27 protein-coding genes and 3 pseudogenes are annotated in these 24584 nt (G+C 64.2%); 13 read left to right on the top strand and 17 right to left on the bottom strand.

Annotated elements, in window-relative coordinates; genetic code table 11:
• Positions 1-2: 2 nt before the first annotated feature.
• On the bottom strand, positions 3-416 hold the full coding sequence (locus Q4G50_RS01230; protein WP_303375812.1) for a type II toxin-antitoxin system VapC family toxin: 414 nt from the start codon (positions 414-416) through the stop codon (positions 3-5).
• Positions 416-667, bottom strand: a complete 252-nt coding sequence (locus Q4G50_RS01225; RefSeq protein WP_303375811.1) for a type II toxin-antitoxin system Phd/YefM family antitoxin — start codon at positions 665-667, stop codon at positions 416-418. Before Q4G50_RS01225 ends, Q4G50_RS01230 begins: the two co-directional genes overlap by 1 nt.
• 130 nt (positions 668-797) lie before the next feature.
• On the opposite strand from Q4G50_RS01225, the gene Q4G50_RS01220 reads away from it, so the two are divergent.
• The 3 genes from Q4G50_RS01220 to Q4G50_RS01210 all read left to right on the top strand — a co-directional run bounded on the left by Q4G50_RS01220 (position 798) and on the right by Q4G50_RS01210 (position 3228).
• Positions 798-1844, top strand: coding sequence for a tocopherol cyclase family protein (locus tag Q4G50_RS01220; RefSeq protein WP_303375810.1), 1047 nt, complete (start codon positions 798-800; stop codon positions 1842-1844).
• Between the two features lie 479 nt (positions 1845-2323).
• Positions 2324-2626: a hypothetical protein gene (locus Q4G50_RS01215; RefSeq protein ID WP_303375809.1), complete on the top strand. Its 303-nt coding sequence runs from the start codon at positions 2324-2326 to the stop codon at positions 2624-2626.
• A gap of 359 nt (positions 2627-2985) precedes the next feature.
• The gene (locus tag Q4G50_RS01210) at positions 2986-3228 is read left to right on the top strand and encodes an Arc family DNA-binding protein (protein WP_303375808.1); all 243 of its coding nucleotides are present in this window, start codon (positions 2986-2988) and stop codon (positions 3226-3228) included.
• Between the two features lie 76 nt (positions 3229-3304).
• On the opposite strand, the gene Q4G50_RS01205 is transcribed toward Q4G50_RS01210, so the two are convergent.
• On the bottom strand, positions 3305-4576 hold the full coding sequence (locus tag Q4G50_RS01205) for an O-acetylhomoserine aminocarboxypropyltransferase/cysteine synthase family protein (RefSeq protein ID WP_303375807.1): 1272 nt from the start codon (positions 4574-4576) through the stop codon (positions 3305-3307).
• Positions 4577-4751: 175 nt separating this feature from the next.
• Here Q4G50_RS01205 and Q4G50_RS01200 point away from each other — a divergent pair, with 175 nt between their 5' ends.
• Positions 4752-5012, top strand: coding sequence for a hypothetical protein (locus tag Q4G50_RS01200; protein ID WP_303375806.1), 261 nt, complete (start codon positions 4752-4754; stop codon positions 5010-5012).
• A 1-nt stretch (position 5013) separates the two neighbouring features.
• Here Q4G50_RS01200 and Q4G50_RS01195 read toward each other — a convergent pair whose 3' ends face one another.
• Positions 5014-6762 (bottom strand): SulP family inorganic anion transporter, encoded by a 1749-nt coding sequence (locus Q4G50_RS01195; RefSeq protein ID WP_303375805.1) that lies wholly within the window; start codon positions 6760-6762, stop codon positions 5014-5016.
• Between the two features lie 76 nt (positions 6763-6838).
• Between Q4G50_RS01195 and Q4G50_RS01190 the strand changes: the two genes are divergently transcribed.
• Positions 6839-7492: a DNA methyltransferase gene (locus Q4G50_RS01190; RefSeq protein WP_303375804.1), complete on the top strand. Its 654-nt coding sequence runs from the start codon at positions 6839-6841 to the stop codon at positions 7490-7492.
• A 47-nt stretch (positions 7493-7539) separates the two neighbouring features.
• Here Q4G50_RS01190 and Q4G50_RS01185 read toward each other — a convergent pair whose 3' ends face one another.
• From Q4G50_RS01185 to Q4G50_RS01165, 6 genes and pseudogenes are all read right to left on the bottom strand, one after another.
• A complete protein-coding gene (locus tag Q4G50_RS01185) occupies positions 7540-7773 on the bottom strand; it encodes a putative quinol monooxygenase (protein ID WP_303375886.1) in 234 nt (77 codons plus the stop codon).
• 81 nt (positions 7774-7854) lie between these two features.
• Positions 7855-8343 (bottom strand): annotated as a pseudogene (locus Q4G50_RS01180) (2'-5' RNA ligase); the annotation flags it as partial.
• Between the two features lie 2 nt (positions 8344-8345).
• Entirely contained in the window at positions 8346-9110 is a 765-nt protein-coding gene (locus Q4G50_RS14640) for an ATP-binding protein (RefSeq protein WP_368660619.1), read from the bottom strand.
• 105 nt (positions 9111-9215) lie between these two features.
• Positions 9216-9593: pseudogene (locus Q4G50_RS14635) on the bottom strand (AAA family ATPase); the annotation flags it as partial.
• Positions 9594-9673: 80 nt separating this feature from the next.
• Positions 9674-10114, bottom strand: coding sequence for a YtoQ family protein (locus Q4G50_RS01170; protein WP_303375802.1), 441 nt, complete (start codon positions 10112-10114; stop codon positions 9674-9676).
• 72 nt (positions 10115-10186) lie between these two features.
• A pseudogene (locus Q4G50_RS01165) lies at positions 10187-10273 on the bottom strand (transcriptional regulator); the annotation flags it as partial.
• A gap of 291 nt (positions 10274-10564) precedes the next feature.
• Here Q4G50_RS01165 and Q4G50_RS01160 point away from each other — a divergent pair.
• Both Q4G50_RS01160 and Q4G50_RS01155 read left to right on the top strand, forming a co-directional pair.
• Complete coding sequence (locus Q4G50_RS01160) at positions 10565-10792, top strand: hypothetical protein (protein ID WP_303375801.1); 228 nt, start codon at positions 10565-10567, stop codon at positions 10790-10792.
• A 5-nt stretch (positions 10793-10797) separates the two neighbouring features.
• Positions 10798-11067, top strand: a complete 270-nt coding sequence (locus tag Q4G50_RS01155) for a hypothetical protein (protein ID WP_303375800.1) — start codon at positions 10798-10800, stop codon at positions 11065-11067.
• Positions 11068-11519: 452 nt separating this feature from the next.
• Here Q4G50_RS01155 and Q4G50_RS01150 read toward each other — a convergent pair whose 3' ends face one another.
• The 7 genes from Q4G50_RS01150 to ychF form a co-directional block, all read right to left on the bottom strand.
• On the bottom strand, positions 11520-11990 hold the full coding sequence (locus Q4G50_RS01150; RefSeq protein ID WP_303375799.1) for a response regulator: 471 nt from the start codon (positions 11988-11990) through the stop codon (positions 11520-11522).
• A 3-nt stretch (positions 11991-11993) separates the two neighbouring features.
• A complete protein-coding gene (locus Q4G50_RS01145) occupies positions 11994-13916 on the bottom strand; it encodes an ATP-binding protein (protein ID WP_303375798.1) in 1923 nt (640 codons plus the stop codon).
• Complete coding sequence (locus tag Q4G50_RS01140) at positions 13917-15464, bottom strand: DASS family sodium-coupled anion symporter (protein WP_303375797.1); 1548 nt, start codon at positions 15462-15464, stop codon at positions 13917-13919.
• 109 nt (positions 15465-15573) lie between these two features.
• A complete protein-coding gene (locus Q4G50_RS01135; protein ID WP_303375796.1) occupies positions 15574-15876 on the bottom strand; it encodes a hypothetical protein in 303 nt (100 codons plus the stop codon).
• Positions 15877-15953: 77 nt separating this feature from the next.
• The gene (locus Q4G50_RS01130) at positions 15954-16211 is read right to left on the bottom strand and encodes a type II toxin-antitoxin system RelE/ParE family toxin (RefSeq protein ID WP_303375795.1); all 258 of its coding nucleotides are present in this window, start codon (positions 16209-16211) and stop codon (positions 15954-15956) included.
• A 9-nt stretch (positions 16212-16220) separates the two neighbouring features.
• Positions 16221-16466 (bottom strand): type II toxin-antitoxin system Phd/YefM family antitoxin, encoded by a 246-nt coding sequence (locus tag Q4G50_RS01125; RefSeq protein ID WP_303375794.1) that lies wholly within the window; start codon positions 16464-16466, stop codon positions 16221-16223.
• A gap of 78 nt (positions 16467-16544) precedes the next feature.
• Positions 16545-17630: a redox-regulated ATPase YchF gene (ychF, locus tag Q4G50_RS01120; protein WP_303375793.1), complete on the bottom strand. Its 1086-nt coding sequence runs from the start codon at positions 17628-17630 to the stop codon at positions 16545-16547.
• A gap of 184 nt (positions 17631-17814) precedes the next feature.
• On the opposite strand from ychF, the gene Q4G50_RS01115 reads away from it, so the two are divergent.
• The 6 genes from Q4G50_RS01115 to Q4G50_RS01090 all read left to right on the top strand — a co-directional run bounded on the left by Q4G50_RS01115 (position 17815) and on the right by Q4G50_RS01090 (position 24397).
• The gene (locus tag Q4G50_RS01115) at positions 17815-19488 is read left to right on the top strand and encodes a sodium-dependent transporter (RefSeq protein WP_303375792.1); all 1674 of its coding nucleotides are present in this window, start codon (positions 17815-17817) and stop codon (positions 19486-19488) included.
• The gene (gene metS, locus Q4G50_RS01110; protein ID WP_303375791.1) at positions 19485-19652 is read left to right on the top strand and encodes a methionine/alanine import NSS transporter subunit MetS; all 168 of its coding nucleotides are present in this window, start codon (positions 19485-19487) and stop codon (positions 19650-19652) included. Before Q4G50_RS01115 ends, metS begins: the two co-directional genes overlap by 4 nt.
• A 114-nt stretch (positions 19653-19766) precedes the next feature.
• Positions 19767-21134, top strand: a complete 1368-nt coding sequence (locus Q4G50_RS01105; RefSeq protein ID WP_303375885.1) for an AI-2E family transporter — start codon at positions 19767-19769, stop codon at positions 21132-21134.
• Between the two features lie 36 nt (positions 21135-21170).
• Positions 21171-22235: a DNA recombination protein RmuC gene (locus Q4G50_RS01100; protein ID WP_303375790.1), complete on the top strand. Its 1065-nt coding sequence runs from the start codon at positions 21171-21173 to the stop codon at positions 22233-22235.
• Positions 22236-22246: 11 nt separating this feature from the next.
• Positions 22247-22966, top strand: a complete 720-nt coding sequence (locus tag Q4G50_RS01095) for a DUF6542 domain-containing protein (protein ID WP_303375789.1) — start codon at positions 22247-22249, stop codon at positions 22964-22966.
• An 87-nt stretch (positions 22967-23053) separates the two neighbouring features.
• Complete coding sequence (locus Q4G50_RS01090; protein ID WP_303375788.1) at positions 23054-24397, top strand: hypothetical protein; 1344 nt, start codon at positions 23054-23056, stop codon at positions 24395-24397.
• Positions 24398-24584 lie beyond the last annotated feature (187 nt).

Here is a 24584-nt window from a genome sequence, read left to right as displayed (position 1 = left end):
CATTAATCCGCCTCCCAGGGGTTGATGACGTGCCGGGACATGGGCTTGAAGTCTCTGATATTTCTGGTGACGATCCCCATGTTGTGCACCAGGGCGGTGGAAGCTACCAAGCAATCACGACCAGGGCGAGGATCTGGGGCCTGCAATGATGCCGCGGTGAGGGCTGTTTCGGTATCCACGGCCAATAGTCGGCCTTCAAAAAGATCGAGCACTTCGCGTTGCGGCCATTGCCTCAATCGCTGACCCTGAACCTCATCCCTGCGCGCGCAGCGGCGAATCCCGAGTTCAATCTCCATGACTGTGATGACCCTCAGATAAAGGTCATCAGGTCGCCTCCGAAGAATCCACCCCCGGACTACCTGTGATCCATGTGGTTTTCGCAACTCACTGATGACATTCGTATCAAGGAGATACATCAGAGATCGGGCACCTTCATGTCGAGATCGACAGCAGGAAACTCGACATCAATATCGTCTTCCATCTGCAGCCTGCGGAGGAAGTCCTCCGATCTAGTGCCTTCCGAGTCGCTGAGACGGCGATAGTCAGCGATGGATAAGAGCACAAACGCAGGTTCCCCTCGGTCTGTCACGATAACTGGGCCCCGGGCAGCCGCTCGCTTCGCTGCGCTGACGTCCCGGTTGAAATCCCTTGAAGAAACGATGGCCATCTTCACCTCCTCGGTAGGTACATACCTACATCTTCACGCGCCGCGCCTTAAACAACAATGGGCGAGCAGGAGAATCCCTCCAGCCCAACTTGTGCCCCGCACCACTAAGGTGGGGCCAGGAGGTACCACTATGACCCCGATCACTCGTTACCGTGCCACCGGCGCCGACCTTGCGTTCGGCCAACCCACCCGCGCCCACCGGGGTGTCGCCATGGAGGGTTACTTCTGGCGGCTCACCGATCCCGACACCGGCCGCGTCCTCATCGCTCTGTGCGGCGCGAACCAGGGCCCCGCGGGCCCGTGGGCCACGATCGGCCTAGCCGGATCCAACGGGTTCGTGCGTACCGACGCCCGCCCCGGTTCCTGGACCGACCCTCACCGACTCGGTGTGCGCGGCGGTCCCACCAACTCCCCCGCTTTCAGCGGCGATGAGGAACACCTGCGGGTCAATCTGGGCCCCGACGCTCGCCTCGACCTGAGCTTCCACGACCTCACCCCCTGGCCCCACCAGGCTTTCGGCGGTTCCAGCGTCTTCCAGATGATCCCCGGCCTCAACCAGTACTGGCATCCCTGGCTGCTCGGTGGACGGGCCAGCGGCACCGCCACCCTCGGCGAAGAGACCTGGGAGTTCACCGACGCCCAGGTCTACGGCGAGAAGAACTGGGGCCGCGAGGGTTTCCCCGAGTCCTGGTGGTGGGGTCAGGCACAGGGCTTCGCCGAGCCGGAGGCCTGCGTGGCGTTTGCCGGTGGGCTGGTTACCGCCGGCCCGATGAAAGTGGAGGTGACGGGACTTGTGGTCAAGCTCCCCGATTCCCGCGTGTTCCGCCTGGGCAATCCGGTGATCAGCCCGGTGACCACCCGCACCACCGACGACACCTGGGAGCTGACGGGCCGCGGTTACGGCTGGAAGGTCGAGATCAGCGCCTCCGCCCCGCTTGCCGACGCCCACGTCCTCCCCGTCCCGCTCCCCAGCGAGCACCGCAACGTTCCCGGCGATCTCGAGCACCTCACCGGTGATCTGGAGATCGAGGTCTCCCGATTCGGTCGCCACGTGTGGTCGGGGCAGACCTCGTTGGCGGCGCTGGAGCACGGCGGACTGGAGCGGGCCGCCGCTGAACTGCGGCGGCGGGGACTGGATCCGACGCAGCCGGATGCCCCGCCGGTGGAAGGACGTTAAGGATCCTGGTTCGGGCAGTCACTACATCTGAGTGTTGGCTACCTCCGCACTATGGCTGGTTGCGCACAGTATCTACCTATCAGAGGTCCTCTCCTCGGTGCAGCTCGTCGCCGTCGGGGAGATCTACCCGTTCTGCTTGGTTTTCACTACCTCGACGTACTGCCGCGGTTCTCATCCCGGCACCGTATGCCGACCACTGTCAAGCCTCGACCCGATTCATGTGGACAACTCAATATCCTCCTCCCCTGCACGGGAAGTTATCCACAGGCACCTCCGGGCGCCAGCGAGGCCGTCTCCTAACCGTGCCATTGTGGGTCCATGGGAATTCGCTACTACGCCTATCCGGTTGCTCCTGAGTCGACCTCCGCCGCCATCGCCGAGCGCCGTCAATTCATCGGAAGGGACCCTTTGCTGAGGCACTCGGCCTGATCCCCGTCGACGACAACACCTTCGTTTTCGGCGGGCCCCTTCGCCCTGACATGCTCTGCCTCGACAAATGCTGGCGCGATCTGCAGAGACTCACCCACTCGGACAACGAAGCGCCCCGACCCGCCCACCTCCTCGTCGCCGGGGACGTGACCCACACCGGTATGGGCGGGATCGCCCACGTCGCCGCCCTCAGCCTGCAGCAGGTGGACACTGTCGCCGATGACCTCGAATGCCTCAGCCACGAACTGCGGGACATCGACGACGACTACGTCAGCCACTGGCTTACAGAAGCGGTGAATTTCACATCCCAGGTCCGAGCGCTGGGGTGGGGGCTCGTGTCCACGATCGGCTAGTGGAAGGGGCTCGTGAACTTGGAGGGTTTGTAGTCGCTTGTTATACAATGAAGACCACGATGAGCTTCTTGACCCCGATCTTCTCGACGGAGCGTTTCCTTTCGAGATTGATCACCAAGCAGCCCATTTGTTCAAGCACCCTTATCTGGGCATCGACGACATTGTCGATGTCTGGCACCACGATCCGATCTTCTACCCCGCGAAGCCTCCGGCACACTGGCTAATGGTGGCCAACGTGGGCGGCTCCATTCTGGTCGTCCCGATAGCTCCCGCACACTCCGGCGACTACACCCGTTGCCGACCCATTGGCTGCTACCCGGCCAGTGCCTGGCTCGCGAGTCTTTACAGGAGGGACAGTAATGGCTGACCAGGATTCCCCACCCCCGATGTCCGCCGACCAGGAGTATGAGTTCTATTCCCGCCCCGAGAACCAGATTCCTCAGGGCCCCGGTCGACGGCGCTCTCGTCTGAGCTCTCCGATTCCGGTCCGATTCTCGCCAGAAACTCTGGATGAGGTCAAGCGCCGCGCAGCAGCGGACGATCGCTCGGTGTCCTCGTGGATCCGGCAGGCAGTCCAACAGAAACTCGACGAACCTGCCTGATATTCCCACGGGTGATCGAAGGCACCGCCCCGGTCCCAAATCAGGTGCCGGGGCGGTGCGGCGTCGATAAGCGACCTCAAGCCTGGGATTTCTCCAGGGCCTGCTCGATGTCGGCGATGATGTCGTCGACGTTTTCCAGGCCGACGGAGATGCGCACCAGGCCCGGGGTGATGCCGACGGAGGCCAGTTGCTCATCCGGCACCTGGCGGTGGGTGGTGGACGCCGGGTGGAGCACACAGGAGCGGGCGTCGGCGACGTGGACCTGGCGGGAGACCAGCTTAAGGGCGTCCATGAACCTCACGCCGGCCTCGCGGCCGCCCTTGATGTCGATGCACAGCACGCCGGAGTTGCCGGAGAGGTACTTCTTCGCCAGCTCACGGTACGGGGAGGAGTTGAGGCCGGGGTAGCGGACGTCGACGAGCACGTCGTCGCGGCTGGCCAGGTACTCGGCGACCTGCTGCGCGTTCTCACAGTGGCGCTGCATGCGCACGTCCAGGCTCTCGAGCGAGAGATTGAGCATGAACGCGGAGTGCGCGGCCGGGTAGGCGCCGAAGTCGCGCTGCAGCTGCATGCGCGCCTTGATGATGAACGGCGCGACGGCGTAGTCCTTGGTGTACACGACACCGTGGTAGGACTCGTCCGGCTCGGTGAAGCCGGGGAACTTGCCGTTGGTGTAGTCGAAGGTGCCGGCGTCGACGATCATGCCGCCGACCTGCACGGCGTGGCCGTCGAGATACTTGGAGGTGGAGTGGATGACCACATCGGCACCGTGCTCGATGGGGCGGCACAGCATCGGGGTGGCGAAGGTGGAGTCGATGATGAGGGGCACGCCCTGGTTGTGGGCGATGCGCGCGAACTTCTCGATGTCCAGCACGCTCATCGCCGGGTTGCCGATGGTCTCACCGAACAGCGCCTTGGTGTTCGGCTTGAACGCGGCCGCGATCTCCTCCTCGGAGGCGTTCTGGTCCACGTAGATGACCTCAATGCCGAAACGCTTGAGGGTGGTGTGGAAGAGGTTGAGGGTGCCGCCGTAGATCTCCGAGGAGGCCACGAAGGAGTCACCCGCGGAGCAGACGTTCATGATCGACAGCGCGGTCGCGGCCTGGCCGGAGGAGGTCGCCATCGCCGCGGCACCGCCCTCGAGCTCCGCGATCTTCGACTCGACGGCCATGACGGTCGGGTTGGCGAAACGCGAGTAGATCAGCGCGTGGGTGGGCTCATCGAAGACCGCGGCGATGTCCTCGGAGGAGTCGAAGGTGTAGGTCGTGGACTGCACGATCGGCACCTGGCGGGGGTCCTTGTTGCCCGGGACGTAACCGGCGTGGATGAGCTTGGTCTGGTTGTGCATGGGGCGTGCACCTTTCGGGGGGTGAGGGAATACCTGAATGTAAATGTACCCCGGCAGTCCGCGCCCGGTTTCCTCGATGCTTATCCGTTCTTTGATCCACGTCAAGGAGTTCACCGGGGCCACCTCCTACGCTTAGTGATGTCAGACAGATATCAAGAGAATAGGGAGAAGCATCATGAACCCCGCACTCGCCCAGGCGGTTCGGCTGGCCACGGTTGTCGAGAAGGTCCACGGAGCCCAGCACCCGGAACTCACCCGCGTCCGCGAACTCACCCAGGCCATCGCCGACACGACCGACGACGCCCGCATCGCCGAGTACTACTCGGAACTGCACGCCGTCACCGACAACTACACCGCCCCGGAAGACGCCTGCGAGGGTTTCGAGAGCCACTACCGGGCACTGGAGGAATCGGAGCGGATCTGGCAGGGGCGCTGAGCTAAGGCTCCACCACCTCCTGCGGCACCCCGTCCGGCCAGCGGCCGTGGCGGGCCTGGTAGCGGTTAGCGTAGGCGCGCACGGCGGTGGGCAGGGTCTCGAAGATGTACTCCTCGCCGACGCGATCGATGAAGCCGGTGGGTTCGAGGCGTCGATAAAGATCCTGTTTCACGCGCGCCATGGCGAATGTGATGCCGCGGCGTTGGAGTTGTTCGCGCAGCTCGTCGAGGGCGTCGACGGCGGTGAGGTCGATCTCGGTGTTGGCCTCGGCGTTGAGCAGGAACCACTGGACCGGTTGCTCGGATTCCGCAACGGCCTGCAGGGAGTGCTGGACGAAGTCATCGGAGTTGGCGAAGAAGATGGGGGCGTCGTAACGGAAGACCAGCAGTCCGTCGACGGGCCGGGCATCGTCATAGTCGTCGAGGCTGTGCATGCCGGGTACTCCCGGCACGTAGCCGAGCACGTCGGCGTAGGGGCGGGTGATGCGGCGCAGCAGATCGAGGATGGACAGGACGATGGCGAAACCGATGCCGGCGAGCACGCCAAAGATCACCACGGCAGCCGCGGTGGCCAGGGTGATCACCACCTCACTCTTGCGGAAGCGGGCGATGCGGATGATCTCGGGGACGTCGATGAGCCTGGTGGCTGCGTAGATGACCAGGGCCCCGAGGGCCGCGTCAGGGAAGGACTCGAGGACCGGGCCGGCGAACATGAGGACCATGACCACCAGTGCGATGACCACCAGGGCGTGGACCTGGGTGCGCGCGCCGGCGGCGTCGCCGAGCACAGTGCGCGAGCCGGAGGAGGAGACGGGGAAGCCCTGGAAGAATCCGGTGGCCACATTGGCGGTGCCCAGCGCCAGGAGTTCCTGGTTGGAGTCGATGACCTCGCCGTTTCCGGAGGCGAAGGCGCGGGCGGTGAGGATGTTGTCGGAGAAGCCGACGATGGCGATACCCACCGCATACGGCAGAATCACCCACACGTCGACGACCGTGAAGTCGGGGACTCGGAACGCGGGCAGCCCCTGCGGCACCTCGCCGATGACGGCCAGCCCGTAGCTGCGCAGATTGAAGATCGAGACGACTGCCGCCGACACGAGCAGCACCAGCAGGGAGCCGGGCAGTTTCGGGGCGATCCACGCGGCCAGGTAGAGCAGGAGGAGCACCGCTCCGGCGAGCAGAGCCGTCGGCACGTGTACATGCTCGAGCTGTCGGAAAAAGTCCACCACCTCCTGCCACGTGCTCTCCCCCTCGACATGCAGTTTGGTCACCTTGCCCAGCTGGCTGACGATCATGAGCACCGCGATACCGATGAGGTAACCGATGAGCACCGGGCGCGACAGCAGCGTGGTGACGAATCCGAGCCGGGCCACGAACGCCACGAGGCAGACCGCACCGACCGCGATCGCGAGCAGCGCCGCGACCTCCGCGTAGTACTCGGGGCCACCCGCCGCAGACAGCAGCGCACCGACACCCGCGGCCGTCATGAGGGCCGTCGTCGACTCCGGGCCGATCGACAGCTTCCGCGAGGTACCCAGGAAGAAATAGACAAACATCGGGGCCAGCACCGCCCACAACCCGACCACCGCGGGCAGCCCGGCGATGACGGCGTAGGCCATGACCTGCGGCACCAGGTACGCCGCCACGGTGACGCCCGCGATGACATCCCCGCCGAGCCACGAGCGCTCATAGCGTTTCAGCGCGCCCATACCGGGCAGGAAACGCTCCCACATCGGCCTGTCACTGGTCATAACCACCACGCTACTCCGGAGCAACGCTTAAAGAAATACTTATCGACGCCCCCGTGGCCCGACTACACTCCCATCCATGCCTTCCCTGGTGACGCGGCTTGAGGCCACCCACGACCAGTTCATTGCCACCCGCCCGCCCGGCGCGGACGAAGACGTACATATGCTCCCCGCGATCGTCGACCATGTCATTTCTTCATTCAGCTCCGCCGGCGACGTCGTCCTCGACCCTTTCGCCGGCTTCGGCACCACGCTGTCGCGCGCCGTGGAATTGGGCCGTTGCGCCGTGGGCGTCGAGCTGCTCTCTGAACGCGTCGCGCACATTCGCCGGCAGGTGCCAGCGGCGTCCATCGCGGAGGGCGATGCCCGCTCACTCTCCCTGCTTATCGACGCCCCCGCCCACCTCATCCTCTCCTCCCCTCCCTATATGACCGCCACCCACCACGATGCGGACCCCCTCACCGCCTACGAGTACGGCGGCGGCGATTATGCCCGTTACCTGTGCGAACTGGGGTCCGTGGCGAGGCAGTGCACGGAGTTGTTGGTGCCCGGCGGACACCTCGTGTGGAACGTCGCCGACATCCTCCACGAAGGCCACCACACTCCGCTTATCGACGACTGCGCCCGCGTGCTGACCGCCCATCTGACACAGGTCGGTGTGGTGGACATCGAATGGGACCGCTTGCCGCACGACCTGACGCGAGACGCGTTGCTGGTGTTCCGGCGGGGTTGAGCGGTAAATCGTACCGCGAAGCTCCATATCCGGTACCTCTCCACGGCCTACAAGGTATACTTTGCCGATTGCTCGACCGTGTAGCGGCGCTCGATCCCTCTGGTCGCCTGACCCCATTCGCTCTCCGCGACTCGCCGCTGATGCGCGCCGAAGGCCGCCCCATCGGCGAAGCGCTCGTGCACCGTCCACACCGGTTGCCCGGGCACTGGCCAGACCTCGAAGTCGAGGCACCCCGGCTCCGCCCGCGTCAGTTCTACATGGCGGGGTAGGTGGTGTTCCACTGTCTTCACCTCAGCTTGCGACGCACAGACGAGCTCGCCACGCAGGCTCACCTCGCGGCTGTCGAATCCCTCCCCTGCCAGGATTCTCAGCTCTCGGAGCCGCGGCTGCCACAACGCGGCCCGCGCGGCAGTCAACTCCGCCAGATGCGGTGAGACCAGCTCATCCAGCGCCCGGATGTAATCGGGGACGATCTCCCTCGGCAGCCGCAGTCCCATCGTCAAGTGCGGGATCCACCGCGGCCCCCGCCCGTCCGGGTTCCGCGCGCTGATGCGGCGGGCCGCGATCTCCAACTCGTCGGAGGTCTCCAACAGCCAGGCGACGGTCTGCTTGCGCTTCGTACCGAAGATAACGGTGCCCACCCGCTGGAATCTCGCGGGGATCAGCGGAGGAAGCAGCTCACTGGCCAAGGCGACCGGTTCCGTCGGCATGTGCCGGGCGAATGTGATCGTAATGTGCGGGGTCTGCTGTTGAGGTGGGAACCCCCGCTCCGCGAGCCGGACGAAAATGTCCCGCACCTGTTGCTCCTCGTGGTCGCTCAGGTGGAGGAGGATGTTGTCGGGGGATGTCACAGTTACGCTCCCAGCAGTGCGAGAGGTACCACGGCGACACCATCGGGGCGTCGATAAGCATGGGTCCCCGTCGTCACCACCACGAGATCGACGACACGATCCGGAATTTGCTTCCGGAGCCACAACAGATGGCGGACGTCCGCATCAGTGACAGACGGCGCCAGCTTGACCTCGATTCCTAGAATCTGCCCTTCGGCGCCCTGAACAATCAGGTCAATTTCACGTTCGCCGCTCCCCAACCGGAGATGGCCCACGATCGCCTCAGCAGCTTGCGCAGCCACACGAACCCCGAGAGTCACCAACGACTCGAAAAGAGGGCCGAGCATATGCGAACCGGCAGGGTTCAGCAAAGACTTCGCCGTAAGATTGAGCAGCCGGGCAGCGAGAGCGGGATCAGCGAGGTGATGTTTCGGTGCCTGCTGCAGTCTGCGAATCTCGTTATTCGCCGGAATCCAACCAGGAAGCGGATCGAGAAGCCACAACCGCGACAAGTGATCCCGGTAGGTGATCGTTGTGCTCTTGGCTGGCTGAAAGCCATCTCCTCCCGTAGTTGCATCGAGAATTCTGGAGTAGGAGGCATTGGAAGAAGTAGCCGCCGCATAGGCCGACAACCAGCGACGTAGTGTTTCGGGTCGGCGCACTTCAAACCCGGCATCTGGGAGATCCCGATCGATGACACGCGCCAGATAGGCATCGAGTTGAGCACGGAGCGCACGCCCCTCCGCCTTCATGATTCCCGGGAAGCCTCCCTTAATGATGGTGTTCACATAGTCAGTCAAGGCAAAAGTCGCTATCCCGGTTATGTCCCGCTTCCCCTCCAGGAGATCGGCGAGAGACACCGTTGGGACCGTCTCGCCCCGCTCGTGAAGACCCATAGGTCGCATACGCAATGACAGAATTCTGGCAGCCCCACTATGGGTACCGGCAGCGTCGACCGGTGTGGCCGAGCCTGTAAGTATGAACCTCCCAGGCGGCGCCCCGCCGTCGACTTGTCGTCGCACCGAGTCCCATACCTGGGGAACTCGCTGCCACTCATCGAGGAGCAACGTCCCGGGAGGGACAGTCGACATCTTAAAGTCCGCTGTGGCGAGATCTCGCTGCGCAGGGTCATCGAGCGCCCATATGGTCGACGCTCGGCGAGCGGCTGTCTCGGTCTTACCAACCCCCTTGGGGCCATCTATGGCCAATGCAGACACCGACGGGAGAAGCTCGTTGAGCTCGCGATCAAGTGTTCTCGGTAGGTAGGACATGCCTTGAGAATAGCCACCGAAATGTTTCTACGCTACGGTTTTTAGGGTTTCAACGCTACCGTTTTTAGGGCCCAGGGCACCTAAGCCTTGAGCACGTAACGCAGGATCTCCACGACCTGGTCGGTGGTCTGGCACCAGGCCTGCGCTGCGGCGTCGACTTCCTTGAGGGGGTGGACGATGTCGGCGTCGTGAAGCGTGACGTACGGCTTGCTCAGCGCGGCGCAATAACCGGCGTCGAAGGCGGCATTCCACTGCTTGTACTCGCTGCCAAAACGCACGACGACCATGTCGGCGTCCTCGATGAGGGTGCGGGTGCGGATGGAGTTGACCTTGGAGGACTGGTGGTCGCGCCAGAACTTGCTCTCCGTCTCCCCCAGGTGGTCGCCGGCAGCGTCGCTGGCCGGGTGGTCAGTGACCGGAGCGGTGAACACGACGTCCAGGCCCGCGGCCTCGGCGCCGCGCTGGATCTCCTCACGCCAGTCGGTGTGGATCTCGCCGGACAGGTAAACGTTGAAAGCCATCTCATGCTCCTAATAACTGATTGGGATCTACACCGCTGCACCATACCGAAAAGGGACGCATCCCTGACGTCAGAACTGCGGATCCATGGAGAAGTACCGCCCCAAGCGAAGCGCGGTGTCGGCGGTGATGCAACATTTACCGTGCACGATCTCGTTGATCCACGGGGCGGCTGAGTGCGGTTGTGCTTGTGTGCAGCCTCAGCGATAGCCACTCTCCGGACCGGTTGCATTTAAACGGCGGCCAGCCCCGAGCAATGTCGGCTTGGATCAGACCGGGGCCCATCAACTTCCACTCCGGAACACAGAGGGCCCGAGCCAACCAATCCAAACACACGTCGATTTTGAACCCCGTCGCATCCTAGATTCACTAGACAAGGCATCGAATTCAGTGAAACAACGTGGATCTGCAGCCGATCGACAAGCGCTTGCCCGGCAAGGTAACTTGGAGTTGTGGACGATCCAATCATCGCGAAGTCAGCACTCAAACACGAGCTGACCGAGGACGAGATCCTGCACGCATACCGGAACCCGATACGCGCGTGGGACCTCGGTGAAGGCTTCACGATGATCATTGGACCGAACCAGGCCGCCCTCATTCTCGAAGTCGGCTACATACAGGGCACCACCGCTGTCGTCATCGTCCACGCGATGCGGGCCCGCAAGAAATTCCTGAGGTGATGACCATGCCACGGACAGTTGAAGAGATCCTCGCCCACGCGGACGAACTTGCCACCCGCTTCGAAAACTATGAGCCAAGCGAACGTGAGCAGCTCAATGTTGAGGCACTTCAGTCTCTTTTGGCCGCTGTCGCCGAGCAGTCGAGCGCCGAGCGCCATCTCCTCGAAGCCATCAGGACCGCCCGCAAATCCGGTATGTCCTGGGCTTCAATTGGAACATTTGTCGGTACTTCCGGAGAGGCCGCCCGCCAGCGATATGGCAAGCGCGTCGCCTGAGATACCACGCTCTCAACGGAAAGCTAGAAAATTCGCTCAGCCGAGTCCCGGCCCCTTACCTACCCGTTGAACTTGAACTCCACCGCGTTCCGGAGTTGATGGACCTCCATTCGGCGCTTCTGGACGAATAGGCTGCTGCCATCAACAATGAACATATCGCCGATTTGAGGGCTTCAGATCTCTCCGGCGGGCCATCAACTGAGCATCGTTGCGGCAGATGCCACTGCTCCCGAGAACCCCGATGTCTCCGTTCTTCGTCGATGACGTCAAGAACGCCTGCACCCGCTCACGACCGCGGGCTGAGCAGGTCCGAACCGTCCTGCTCGTGTTGATCCGTACTCCCCCCCTGGTCATGGTCGGACAAGTGCACTGTTTTGCGCCGTGCACCAGAGTGGCACTTAGGTCACTTCTCGGCATGTGGCCTCTGGGGTTGCGATCGCTTTCTCGGCGTCTTAGCGGATCAGCTCCATCGCGCGGGCCTGGTCCAGCGCCGCCAAGTGCGGCAACGGGTCGATGCCCATATCGGCGACGTAGGAGGTGAGCAGATCTCGGACCGTCGCCTCCAAGTCGGCGCGATCCCAGGGCTTGGCGATGTAGTGGTCGAGATCCGCCTCGTTGACCGCGACGATGGTGTCCTCCAGCTGCGCCTGCCCAGTCACCAGAACCTTGCGGGTGGCGGCGGTGCGGTCGTCGTCCATCATGGCGACGAGGAACTCAACTCCGGTGGTGCCGGGCATGCGGTGATCGCACAGGGCGAGGGCGAGGACGTCCCCGTCGGCGCTGATCTCGTCGATGACCTCCCAGGCGTCGTCGACGTCGGAAGCCGGTTCGAGACGCACCGTGGGAGCGAAGACCTGCAGGTCCCGCTCCACGGCCGTGCGGACCTCCGGTTCGTCTTCGAGGATGAGGATGGTCAGTTTCATGATTCAGCTCTCCTGTAGTGACAGCGGCCCGGCGATTGGCAGGCCGACGATGACGCGGGTTCCCGCGGTGGACGTCTCGATGTTGATGGTCCCGTTGTGCTTGCTCACGATGGTGCGGCAGACCCCCAGGCCGATTCCCATGCCGAAGCGGACCTGGCCTTGCTTCGTGGTGAAGCGGGGTTCGAAGAGCCGGTCCAGAAGTTCCCCCGGGATCCCGGGTCCGTCGTCGATGACCTCGACCTGCACCCAGTCCGGCCTCGGCCGACTGGTGCGGACGGTGATGGTGGAGCCCTTGCCGGATTCGGCGAACGCTTCGGCGGAGTTGGTGATGAGGTTGGTCCACACCTGCGCCAACTGGCCCGGGGTACAGGTGATCGGGGGAAGTTCGGCGTAGTCGCGGCGGACGGTGACGCCCCGGAGCTTGTAGGAGGTCAGGCGGATGGTGTCGTCGATGCCCTGGTGAATGTCGACATCCGTGACGGGGTCACCGTCGGGGCGGGCGTAGGAACGCAGACTCGCCACGAGATCGGTGATGCGGGTGGCCGCATTTTCGACGTTGCGCAGGGCGGTGCCGATGGAGGCGGCGTGCTCCACCATCTCGAAGTCCAGATTCCGGGACTTGTGCACCTGGCGGACGAAATCCAGGTCGTGGACTCCGGCCAGCACCAAACGCGACGCCAATTCACGGTCCCCGGTGATCTCGGCGATCTCCCTGCGGATCTCGCGGGCCCGCTTCGTGCTGACCGCGGGGGACGAGCTGGCCGCCTCGATCGCGGAGAGCGCCCCGTCCGACCAGCGCTTGGACTTGCCGGTCTTCAGCAGGGCCGCGATGTCGTCGGCGAGGTGTTCGGCGGTGCGCTTGATCGCGGCCATCGGGTTGTTGAGTTCGTGGGCGACGCCTGCGGCCAGCTCACCGAGAGAGGCGAAGCGCGCCTGGCTCATCAACTCCTTGCGGGCTCCCTCGAGGTTCTTCAATGCCAGGGCGAGGGCGGCACGTTCCTGTTCTAACAGCGATCGAGTTTCGTGCCGTTTCACCTGGATGTCCTCGGCGCGTCGAAGCCGCCTGTCGTAGGTGCGGACGAACAGCGCGGTGATCAGCCGGTTGAGCCGCGGTTCCACGGAAAGGAGGTAGTTGAGCTGCTCATAGGAGAGCTGGACTGCGACGACCTCCGTAGTGGTGCGCGCGGTGAAGAAGCCGACCCGGGCATTGGCCAGGGCAAGCAGTCCGATCACCTTGCCGGTGGAGGCGTGGTGCATGGTGATGTCGCCGGCGTCGGTGAAGCGCCTGAGCAGTACCTTGCCGCTCAGGGCGAAAATCATCTCCTCGACGACGTGCCCTTCCTTGGTGAGGTACACCCCCGGTGGGAACACGAGGCGGGGCTGATATCCGAGATGGTGGTCGGCGGCGTCGATAAGCACTTTGATGATCTCGATGTCGCTCATTGTGCTGTCAAGGACGAATTGCTCGGGGAGCTCGTCGTGGAAGCCCACGGTGGGGTCCGCGTCGCTCCGGTGGTGCCAATAGCGGCGCAGCTGTTGGAGGAGCGTTTGGATGAACGTGTCCTCCTTGATCTCCGGGGTGTAGGCGAGCATGTCCAGCCGCCCCAGGTCGGTGAGCAGGTCCAGCCCGCTGATCGACGGCGCGGTGGACAACACCAAGATGCGCGTGTGCCTGAACTTCGGATCGGCGACGAAGGAGACGAGGGGATGGTCGGCCGGGAGGCCGTCATCGTGAAGCGTGACCGTGATCAGACCCAGATTGTCGTCGTCACCGATCTGCTCGAGCATGGACGGCAGATCGGGCCCGTTCACCACCCGGAACTGCTCCCCCAACGTCCGGCTGACGAGCGAATAGAGGTACTGGGTGACCTCGGAGCGGCCGACGATGGCGATCGTCGAGTGCGGCAATCGGTAGCGCAGGGGCATCTAACCCACCAGCCCCAGGGCCGTCCACAGCGGCGGGGCGGCGAAGACAAGCAGAGCGGTCGCCACACCGCCGACGACCATACCGATGAAGGCCATTTGGCCGATTTTGATTTCGCCGGTGGCATAGGCGATGGCGTTCGGGGGCGTGGAGATCGGCATCGACATGCCGACCGAACAGGCGATGGCGACGACAACCGCCACCAGGAGAGGGTTGACGTTGTCCAGGGAGACCGCCAGCGACACCGCCAGGGGAACCAGCAGGTTGGCCGCGGCGGAGTGCGAGATGACGTTGGCCATGCCGAAGCCGATGAGGCCCAGCGTGGCCAAGATCGCGAGGCCGCCCAAAGACGTCCAGTCCACCGAACCGACGAGCCACGCATCCAACCCGGTGGCGCCCACACCGGTGCCAAGCGCGATGCCTCCGGAGACCAACCACAGCACCGGCCAATCCAGGGCCTGGACGTCCTTGCCCTTCATGACCTGCAAGGCGAGGAGCGCCACCACTGGGAAGAAGCCGACGATGTTGGAGGAGACGCCGTGCAGCGGCTCCGAGACCCACAGGAGGATGGTCAAGCCCGCGATGGCGTAGAACACCTTCGCGTCGAGGGCGGTGTTCCAGCGGGATTCCATGTCGATCTCGATGCGGGCGTCTTTCGGAATGAATGTCAGGCACAGCAGAACCCACGCGATGGCCAGCACGACGAGCATGTACGGCACGGCCAGCGCCATCCACTGGGTAAAGGAGATGGAAATGCCGTGCTCCTGCAGCACACCGATGGCGATCGCATTCGGCGGTGTGCCCACCGGGGTGCCGATGCCTCCGACGTTCGCCGCCAGGGGAATCGCCAGCGCGACGCCGGCCCGTGCCTTGCCCGCGGGAAGCGATTTGAGAATGGGGATGACCACCGCGAACATCGTCGCAGTGGTGGCGGTATTCGACATGAACATGCTGAGCAGGGCGGTGATCAGCATCAGGCCCAGCACCGTCATCCGTGCGCTGCTGGGGAAGGGCTTGAGCATGACGGATGCGAGGTTGCGGTCCATTCCGTACTTTTCCGCACCGTGCGCGATCATGAATCCGCCCAGGAACAGGATGATCACAGGGTTGGCCAGGGCCGCGAAATAGTCGGCAGCGGGAAGAACAGTGTCCTCCAGTGCGGCGTCCCCTCCAGTCGGATCGACAATCGCCCCCGCCGAGACCAGCAACACCTCCAGGAGGATGACCAGCACCGCCGTCGCCGTCAGCGGAATGGGCTCGAGCACCCAGAACACGATCGCCAACAGGAAAATCGCGAGCATGCGCTCGCCCGGCTCCGCGAGCCCGGGGACATCCATGATGAACGGCACGAGGAACAGGACGAGGCCGAGGACGAACCCCACGATCTGCTTGGGGCTCAGCGTCTTCGTCGCTTGCTGCAGGACCGGCGGCTTGGGCGCGTTCGCCGACCGCCGCTTTCTCGCCTGGCGCGGAGTGGTGGCGGTTGTGGCAGTGGTACCGGCGGTGGCGGAAGAGGGGTTCCCTGCGGAATCGGCGGCGTCAACACTCATGCCTTCAATGATAGGTCGTGCCATTGAACTCGCACTGTTCACCCGATGGAGCGGGTCGACAGCGATGGCGCTCGCTTCCGCTCACGTGCCGTCAACCTTGCTTTAAATGTCAGCGACCAAGGTGGCCTGTAACCTCCAGCCATGCGAAGGCCCGCAGCGCGGGGAGATGAGTGAGCCGTCCGTCAAGTGTCTCCGCGCCCCATCCGTCCTCGTCATGGCCAGCGACCCGCTCCTGCACAGCCTTCTGCCACTTCTCGAACAGCCGGACGCCGTCGTTGTCCAGCTCGGACAGGACAAGGGCAGGCCAAAGAAGATCTGGAAGGTCGTCCTTGATCCAGTTCTCGATCTCCAACACGCTCGACGCAACGAACAGTGACTTGTAAACCCGCCCCTTTTTCACATGTCCAGCCATGGGCCCAGTGCGCTAGTTCGATCTGGGCAAACTCACGCCAACTAACTCCCCTCCACCATGAGACGGCGGACGCCACCTCATCGATACACTTCTCGGCGATGTCCGACCCGGAGCACGAGGACCAGCTGCTCGTCATCCTGGACGTCGTATACGACACGGTAGTCACCGACGCGGATGCGGAACTCTCCCCTACCTCCCTTGAGCTGAATGCAGCCCGGCGGACGCGGGTCACTGGCGAGGCCATCGATGGCCTCAAGCAGTTGCCGAGCCGTCGATCTGTCGAGCTTTCGAATCGTCTTCGCTGCCGAAGGGACGTAGCTGATTGTGTACGGCATCGAACAGGTTCAGAGGCCAAGCTCGCGCATGAGCTCCTCGTGGGAGACTCGCCCCTCTTCGTTGCGAGCCTCGGCGGCACCACGGACATCAGCTTGGTCCTCCAATGCCTGCAGCGCACGATCAAAGAACTCGGGGGACACGACCACGGCACGGCGACCGGCTCCGCGCGAAGTGATCTCGACGGGCTCTCGCTGCGCCGCGGCGATGTAATCGCTCTGCCGGTTACGGAACTGGGACAGAGTCACGGAAATCATGGACCTATGGTACAACTTGTACAAGTTGCGCACAGGCAGACAGTGGACGCGACGTCCAGACGTAGAATCGGAACGCGACTACACGTTGAACTTGAACTCCACCACGTCGCCGTCGACCATGACGTAGTCCTTGCCCTCCTGGCGGACCTTGCCCTGGGCCTTGGCCTCGGCCATGGAGCCGGCGGCGTCGAGGTCGGCGAAGGAGACGATCTCGGCCTTGATGAAACCGCGCTCGAAGTCAGTGTGGATGACGCCGGCTGCCTGCGGGGCGGTGTCACCCTTGCGGATCGTCCAGGCGCGGGACTCCTTCGGGCCAGCGGTGAGGTAGGTCTGCAGTCCGAGGGTCTCGAAGCCGGCGCGGGCCAGGGAGTGCAGGCCCGGCTCGTCCTGGCCGACTCCCTCGAGAAGCTCGGCGGCCTCGTCCTCGTCGAGCTCGAGCAGCTCGGTCTCAGTCTGGGCGTCGAGGAAGACGCAGTCCGCCGGGGCAACCAGGGCAGCGAGCTCGGCCTTCTTCGCGTCGTCGGTGAGCACATCCTCATCGGAGTTGAAGACATAGAGGAAGGGCTTGGCGGTCATCAGGTGCAGCTCGCGGATGAGCGCGAGGTCGAGCTCGCCGTTCTTGGCGGCGGAAAACAGTGTGCGGTCGTCCTCCAGCACAGCCTGGGCCTTTTTGACCTCCGCGACGGTGTCGGCCAGCGACTTATCCTTCTTGGCGTCTTTCTCCAGGCGCGGCAGGGCCTTCTCCACCGTCTGCAGGTCGGCGAGGATGAGCTCGGTATTGATCACCGAGATGTCGGAGGACGGGTCCACCTCACCATCGACGTGGATGACGTTCTCGTCGGAGAACGCGCGGACGACCTGGCAGATGGCGTCGGCCTCACGGATGTTGGCGAGGAAGGCGTTACCCATGCCCTCACCCTCGGAGGCACCCTTGACGATGCCGGCGATGTCGACGAAGGACACCGTCGCCGGGAGGATGCGCTCAGAGCCGAAGATCTCGGCGAGGCGGCCCAGGCGGGCGTCGGGAAGCTCGACGAGGCCGACGTTGGGCTCGATGGTGGCGAACGGGTAGTTCGCGGCCAGCACATCGTTGCGGGTCAGGGCGTTGAAGAGGGTGGACTTGCCGACGTTGGGCAGACCGACGATTCCAAGAGTAAGGCTCACGGGCGTTGATCCTAGCAGCCTGCGTGTTTTCCCAGATACTCAGCGCGGACCCCAGGTTGTGCCATGTCACCTTCAGCAATATATGATCAGGCCACTTCTCAGATATACCCGTCACACCCTGGACGTTTTACCGCCCTAACCACCGGCGTTCACCTACACAATCACAACCTAGACAGGTACACACATGTCTTCGACCACCTCGCAGCCCGCGTCGTCGGGCAAGGCGCAGGGTGAGCGGCGCGAGATCTTCTCCTCCCGCTGGGCATTCCTGCTGGCCGCCATTGGCTCCGCCGTCGGCCTCGGTAACATCTGGCGTTTCCCCTATGTCGCGTATGACAACGGTGGCGGCGCCTTCCTTATCCCCTACCTCATCGCCCTGCTGACGGCGGGTATTCCGCTACTGTTCCTGGACTACGCGCTGGGTCACCGTTACCGCGGTTCCGCGCCGCTGACGTTCCGTCGCATCAAGTCCTGGGCCGAGCCGGTCGGCTGGATCCAGGTCGGCGTCTCCTTCTTCATCACCATCTACTACGCCGCCATCATCGGCTGGGCCGCGCTGTACGCCATCAAGTCCTTCAACAAGGCGTGGGGCGATGACCCGAACGAGTACTTCTTCGGCGAGTTCCTGCAGTTCGACGATGCCGCGACCTTCTCCACCGACTTCGTTCCGCAGATCGCGCTGGCCCTGGCTGCTGTGTGGATCGCGGCGATCGTCGTGCTGGCGATCGGCGTGGACAAGGGCATCGGCAAGGTGTCCAAGTTCTTCATCCCGCTGCTGACCGTGCTGTTCATCATCGTCGTCGTCCAGGCGCTCATGCTGCCGGGTGCCGCCACCGGCCTCAACGCCCTGTTCACCCCGGACTGGGGTGCGCTGGCCAACGGCACCGTGTGGATCGCCGCCTACGGTCAGATCTTCTTCTCCCTGTCCGTGAGCTTCGGCATCATGCTCACCTACTCCTCCTACCTGCGCCCGCGCACCAACCTCACGGGCACCGGTCTGACCACCGCCTTCGCGAACTCCTCCTTCGAGGTCCTCGCAGGCGTCGGCGTCTTCGCGGCCCTGGGCTTCATGGCTGTGCAGCAGGCGGTGGCCGTGGATGAGGTCGCCACTTCCGGCATCGGCCTGGCGTTCGTCGCCTTCCCGGCGATCATCAATGAGATGGCCTTCGGCCCGATCTTCGGCTTCCTCTTCTTCGCCTCGCTGACCATCGCTGGCTTCACCTCTCTGTTCTCCCTGCTGGAGGTCGTGGTCTCCGCGGTCAAGGACAAGCTGAACCTGCCGCGTAAGGTCGTCGCCATCGGCATCGGTACCTTCATGGCGCTGCTGTCCCTGGGTCTGTTCTCCACCACGTCCGGCCTCATGGCCCTGGACATCATGGACAAGTTCACCAACAACATCGGCATCGTGGCCATCGCGCTGATCGCCGTGGTCATCCTCGACTGGATCCTGCGCCGCATCGACGAGTTCTCGCTCCACATCAACGCCGTGTCCTCCTTCAAGGTGGGCACCCTGTGGCGCATCTTCGTGGTCAACGTCACCACCCTGGTCCTCGGTTTCACCCTCGCCCAGGAACTCATTTCCCTGGTGCAGGAGCCCTACGGCGGCTACTCCACCTCCCAGGTAGCCATTTACGGTTGGGCGGTGCTGGCGCTGATTGTCATCAACGCCCTCGTGTTCTCCCTGGTCCCGTGGCGCGGCACCCTGCGTCTCGACGGCCCGCCCGGCTCCGACTTCGGTGTCGATCCGGAAGTCCGCCGGGAACTGCACACCCCCCGCAAGTACGGCGAAACCGCGGGTAACGCGGGCGTCGACAAGCACACCGTCAACCCCGTCAACAAGGAAGGAACCACCCGATGAGCGGTATAGCAATCATGATGATGGTCTTGTTCATGGTGGTCATCTGGGGCGGTTTCATCGCCAGCGCCCTGCACCTGCGCAGCAACCCCGATGACACCTCCGGCGCGCTGGGCAATGCGGATTACGCCCGCGACGAGCAGCTCGCCGCACAGGAGATCCCCTAACACCACCCGGTGAGGTGTTGAGGCAATATAGAGGCTGTGACTGACCAGCCCCACCTCCCCTCCGAACCGGACTCCGGCTCCTCCGACTCGACCGGATCCACCGCCGTCACGGCACTGGATCTGGACGAGCAGGAGGAGCTTCGTGCTCCCGGGGACCAGATCGACCGCTCCGTCGTCATGTCGGAGTGGATCAAGTCCTTCGCCATGTGGGCGCTGCGGATGCTCATCATCGCGGTATTCCTCTACGTGGCGTGGTTTCTTCTCAAGCAGGTGGGGGCGGGTGTGCTGCCGATGGCGTTCGCCATCATCGTGTGCACCGTCCTGGCGCCGCCGACGACGTGGATGCGCCGCCGGGGATTCCCGCCAGCTTTGGCGGCGCTTATCTCCATGCTGGGGTTCTTCGGATTCTTCGGCACCTTGCTGTGGTTCATTGCCCCGGATATCGCGCGTCAATCGCAGATCCTTTACCTGCAGTCCCTCGAGGGGGTGCAGCGCCTGCAGTTGTGGGCGCAGGGCCCGCCGCTCAACGTCGACGGGGAGGACCTCTCCCAGCTGTTCAACGACGCCGCCAGTTGGGTGCAGGACCAGGCCGGTGCCATCGCCGGCGGCATCGTCTCCGGCGTCGGCACCGCCACGTCGATGATGTTCACCCTGTTCGTGGTCATCGTCCTGACGTTCTTCTTCCTCAAGGACGGCCACCGCTTCCTCCCCTGGGCCCGCTCGGTGTCCGGGCGCCGCATCGGCTGGCACGTGACCGAAAGCATGACCCGCGGCTGGACCACCCTTGGTGGTTTCATCCGCGCACAGGCGATCGTCTCGCTTGTCGACGCCATCTTCATCGGCCTCGGCCTGGTCATCGTCGGTGTCCCCATGGCGTTGGCGCTGGCTGTGATCACCTTCATCGCCGGTTTCATCCCGCTGATCGGCGCGGTGGTCGCCGGTGCGCTGGCGGTGCTGGTGGCGCTGGTGTCGCTGGGCGTGACGCAGGCACTGATCGTGCTGGCCATCGTCATCGCGGTGCAGCAGCTGGAAGGCAACATTCTCTCCCCGTGGTTGCAGTCGAAGGCGATGAACCTGCACCCGGTCATCGTGCTTATCTCCGTCACCATCGGTGGTGGCCTGTTCGGGCTGGTCGGCTCCTTCCTGGCGGTGCCCTTCGTGGCGATGATCGCCGTCGGCTTCCGCTACCTCACCGACATGATGGCCCTGCGCTCCGGTGAGAAACTCTCCGCCGACATCGAGTGGGTGACCCCCGAGGGCGAGCTCAACGGCCGCCTGACGGAGGAGGAGGGGCGCCTGCTGCGCCAGCAGTGGCGTGAATCGATCGTCTACGTCGATGAGCCGCGCAAGCCTGAGAATGTGGAGGATCTCACCTCTAGTCCCGAGCCGCCGACCACCTCCACCGCCGGCGGTGACCTGGGCCGTCTGCGCCTGAGCAGTAAGCGCATCGAAAGGCTGTTCGGACTTTTTGGTCGGCGCTGAGCCAGTCATGTCGGGGGCGTGTGCCACAGTGGGCGCATGAGTTCCGCTCTGCCTGTCCTCCTTGTCGGCGTCGTGCTCGGCCTTGTCCTGGGCTGGCTTGCCCATGCTTATCGACGTCCCCGTCAATCACCCCCACCAGCAGACCCCGGGCTCACCCGCCTCGAGCAGGCCGTAGGTGAGATCGGCGGTCAGCTCCGGGAACTGGAGCAGGGCCGCGCCGCCACCTACGCTTCCCTGGCCAGCCAGGTGCAGGCGATGACTCGCACCTCGACCCGGTTGAGCGACCGCACCGATCAGCTAGTCACCGCCCTGCGCTCCCCGCAGGTCCGCGGCCGCTGGGGAGAGATCCAGCTGGAGCGAGTCGTGGAGCTCGGCGGCATGGTGCGCCACTGCGATTTTGATTCGCAAGTCACCGCGCGCCTGGACGGCCGCCTAGTCCGCCCCGATCTCGTCGTCCACCTGGCGGGTGGGCGCCGCCTCATCGTCGACGCGAAGGTGCCCTTCTCCTCCTATCTCGACGCCCTCGACAGCCAGGACCCGGAGGAACACGCCGCCTACCTGCGCCGTCACGCCCACCTACTGCGCACGCACGTCACGCAGCTCTCCGCCAAGGAGTACATCGACGCCTTCGACCCGACACCGGAGTTCGTCGTCCTCTTCGTCCCGGCCGATCCCTTCCTGGACGCTGCGCTGGGGGTGGATCCGGAGATCCTCGAATACGCCTTTTCCCGCAACATCGTCATCGCCACCCCCACCACCCTTTTCGCGCTGCTACGTACGGTGGCGCTGGGCTGGCGACAGGAAGACATCTCCGACAAGGCCCGCGACATCCAACGCTTAGGCCGCGAGCTCTACACCCGCCTGAACACCATGGGCGAGCACTACCAGCGGGTAGGCCGCCATCTGGAGAAAACTATCGAGGCCTACAACGCCACCCTCGGCTCCCTGGATTCCCGGGTCATGGTCACCGCCCGCCGACTGGCAGACATGGGTGTTCCGGCCCGCACCGACCGCCCACCCCTGGAATTACACCCCATCACGGACCGCCCCCGACACCCCACACCCGCTGTCGACGACAATTCCCGGGAGGACACCGGCTAGACTTAGCTTCCGTGTCCACCCCCAGCCACCGGAGCCGCAGCCGCTCACGCACCCGCGCCAGCGGTCTACCCACCTGGTCGGGAATATCGATCCTTCTCGCGGCTCTCATCACCGGACTGCTGCTCAGCCTCAACGCGCAGGCTATCGGCGGCCCCTTCCTGGTGTGCTTCGCGGTGGCCGCCATCGTGGTCACCCTGTTCACGGATGTGCGGGGGCTGTTTCTCACGGTGGCATCCATCCCCGTGCTCTTCGGCTTCATGACAGTCCTCACCGCCTGGACAGTCACCCGCTCCCAGGCCGCGGAGGGCACCGCACCGTTTTCCACCACCACCATCGTCACCGCGCTGTTTCCCCTGGCTCAGTTCTTCCCCGTGCTGGCCGCAGTGTCATTGGGTGCACTCGCCATCGCCTTGTTCCGCGTGTGGCTTTCCGGCCGCTCCCGCCGCGCCGCAGAAACCGCGGCCATCAACCACCGTCGGCGCGCCGCCGAAGCCGACCGCCGCAACCGGGACACCGCCACCCGGGCCCGCCGCCGCACCAACCAAGTCACCGTCGAGGAACTTCTGGCCCGCAACCGCTCCCGCCAGACCGAGCGCGGCGCCCGCCCCCGGGCCGAGGCACCCCGCCCCGAGGTACGACCGCGACCGCAACCGCAACCGCGGCGCGGTGAACCACCGCGGCGTCGAGAAGCACCCCGCCGCAGGCGTTTCGACGACGACCTCTACAGCTAACCCATGCCGCACCAAACATGAGTTTTCACTGCTGATGGAGTTAAATTAAAGGGGTAACCTTTAACTCTTTCAGGAGTATTTTTTCTCATGTTTAAAAGGGCATTAGCCATTTCCATGGCCTTCATCGGCCTGATCGTCGGTGCCGGATTCGCGTCCGGACAGGAGGCTCTGCAGTACTTCGTCGCCTTCGGCACCATGGGCATCTGGGGCGCGGTCTTAGCCTCCGTGCTCATGACCATCACCGGCATTGCAGTTCTCCAGCTCGGTAGCTACTACCAAGCCACCGAACACACCGCAGTGCTGGGACGTATTTCCAGCAAGGTGACGTCCTGGATCCTCGACATCGCGACCATCATCACGCTGTTCTGCATCGGTTTCGTCATGTTCGCCGGCGGTGGATCCAACCTCAACCAACAGTTCGGGCTGCCCGTGTGGATCGGCGCGTCAATCATGCTCGTGTTGGTCCTGCTCACCGGCATGCTCGACGTGAACAAGGTCTCCACCGTCATCGGCGTGATCACCCCGTTCGTCATCGTCTTCATCGTCTGCGCCACCGTCTGGACCCTCATCACCGCCAACCCGGACTGGTCCACCCTCAACATCCAGTCCGCCTCCGTGGCCACCTCCCTGCCCAACTGGTGGCTCGCCGCCCTCAACTACGTCGGCCTGTCCATCATGACGGCCGTGTCCATGGCTATCGTCATCGGCGGCGCGAACCTGGACACCCGCGCCGCGGGCCTCGGCGGCCTCATCGGCGGCTTCTTCTTCCTCCTCATGCTCATGCTGCTGGTGCTCTCCCTGTTCGTCTCCGTGTCCGTGGTCGGCCACGAGGACTTGCCGGTGCTGGCCTTGATCAATGACATCCACCCCATGTTCGGCGTAGTCATGACCTTCGTGGTCTTCGGCATGATCTTCAACACCGCCATCGGCATGTTCTACGCCCTGGGCAAGCGCCTGACCCGTGGTAATCCCGCCCGCTTCCGCCCCGTGTTCATCTTCGCCTGCCTCATCGGCTTCGCCCTCAGCTTCGTCGGCTTCCGCGACCTGGTCTCCTACGTCTACCCGGTGCTGGGATACATGGGCATCCTCATGCTGTTCGTCATCTCCCTGGCATGGCTGCGCGGCCGCGACAAGGTCAACACCGAAGGTAAGCGTCGCCTGCGCGCCCGCAAGCTGCTCTCACGCAAGCTCGACCCGCGGAAGCGTTTCACCCGCAAGAACCAGCGCGAACTGGCCCGCCTGGTCAAGGAATCCAACGTTCCGGACAAGGACTTCATCGAAGCCCTGGAGGAGGACATGACCGCCGAACTCATCGCCGACGAGGACATCGACTACAACCCGCAAGATCCGCCGGTCAACCTCGTCTACGTCGAGCACACCAAGCCGGTTGGGCCGGTTGGGCCGGAGGGTGCGGGGCCTGCGGCGAAGTAGCCCCACCACCCCGTCCCCTCGGGGCTCGCGATCGTGCAGTAGGGATCAGTGCGATCCCGAGCGTACGAGGGCCTAAGCGGAGCGATCGCGAGGGGATGACCCCGAGCCCCCCGCCCCCCGCCCCCCCCCCCCCGGGCCAGTAGGGCACCAACACCCCCCCCCGCCCCCCCCCCCCCCGCGGGCGGAA

It is taken from the genome of Corynebacterium sp. (assembly GCF_030538285.1).
GTDB lineage: Bacteria > Actinomycetota > Actinomycetes > Mycobacteriales > Mycobacteriaceae > Corynebacterium.
Note: the sequence above shows the minus strand (reverse complement) of the source record. Positions and strands in the feature narration are given on the sequence as shown.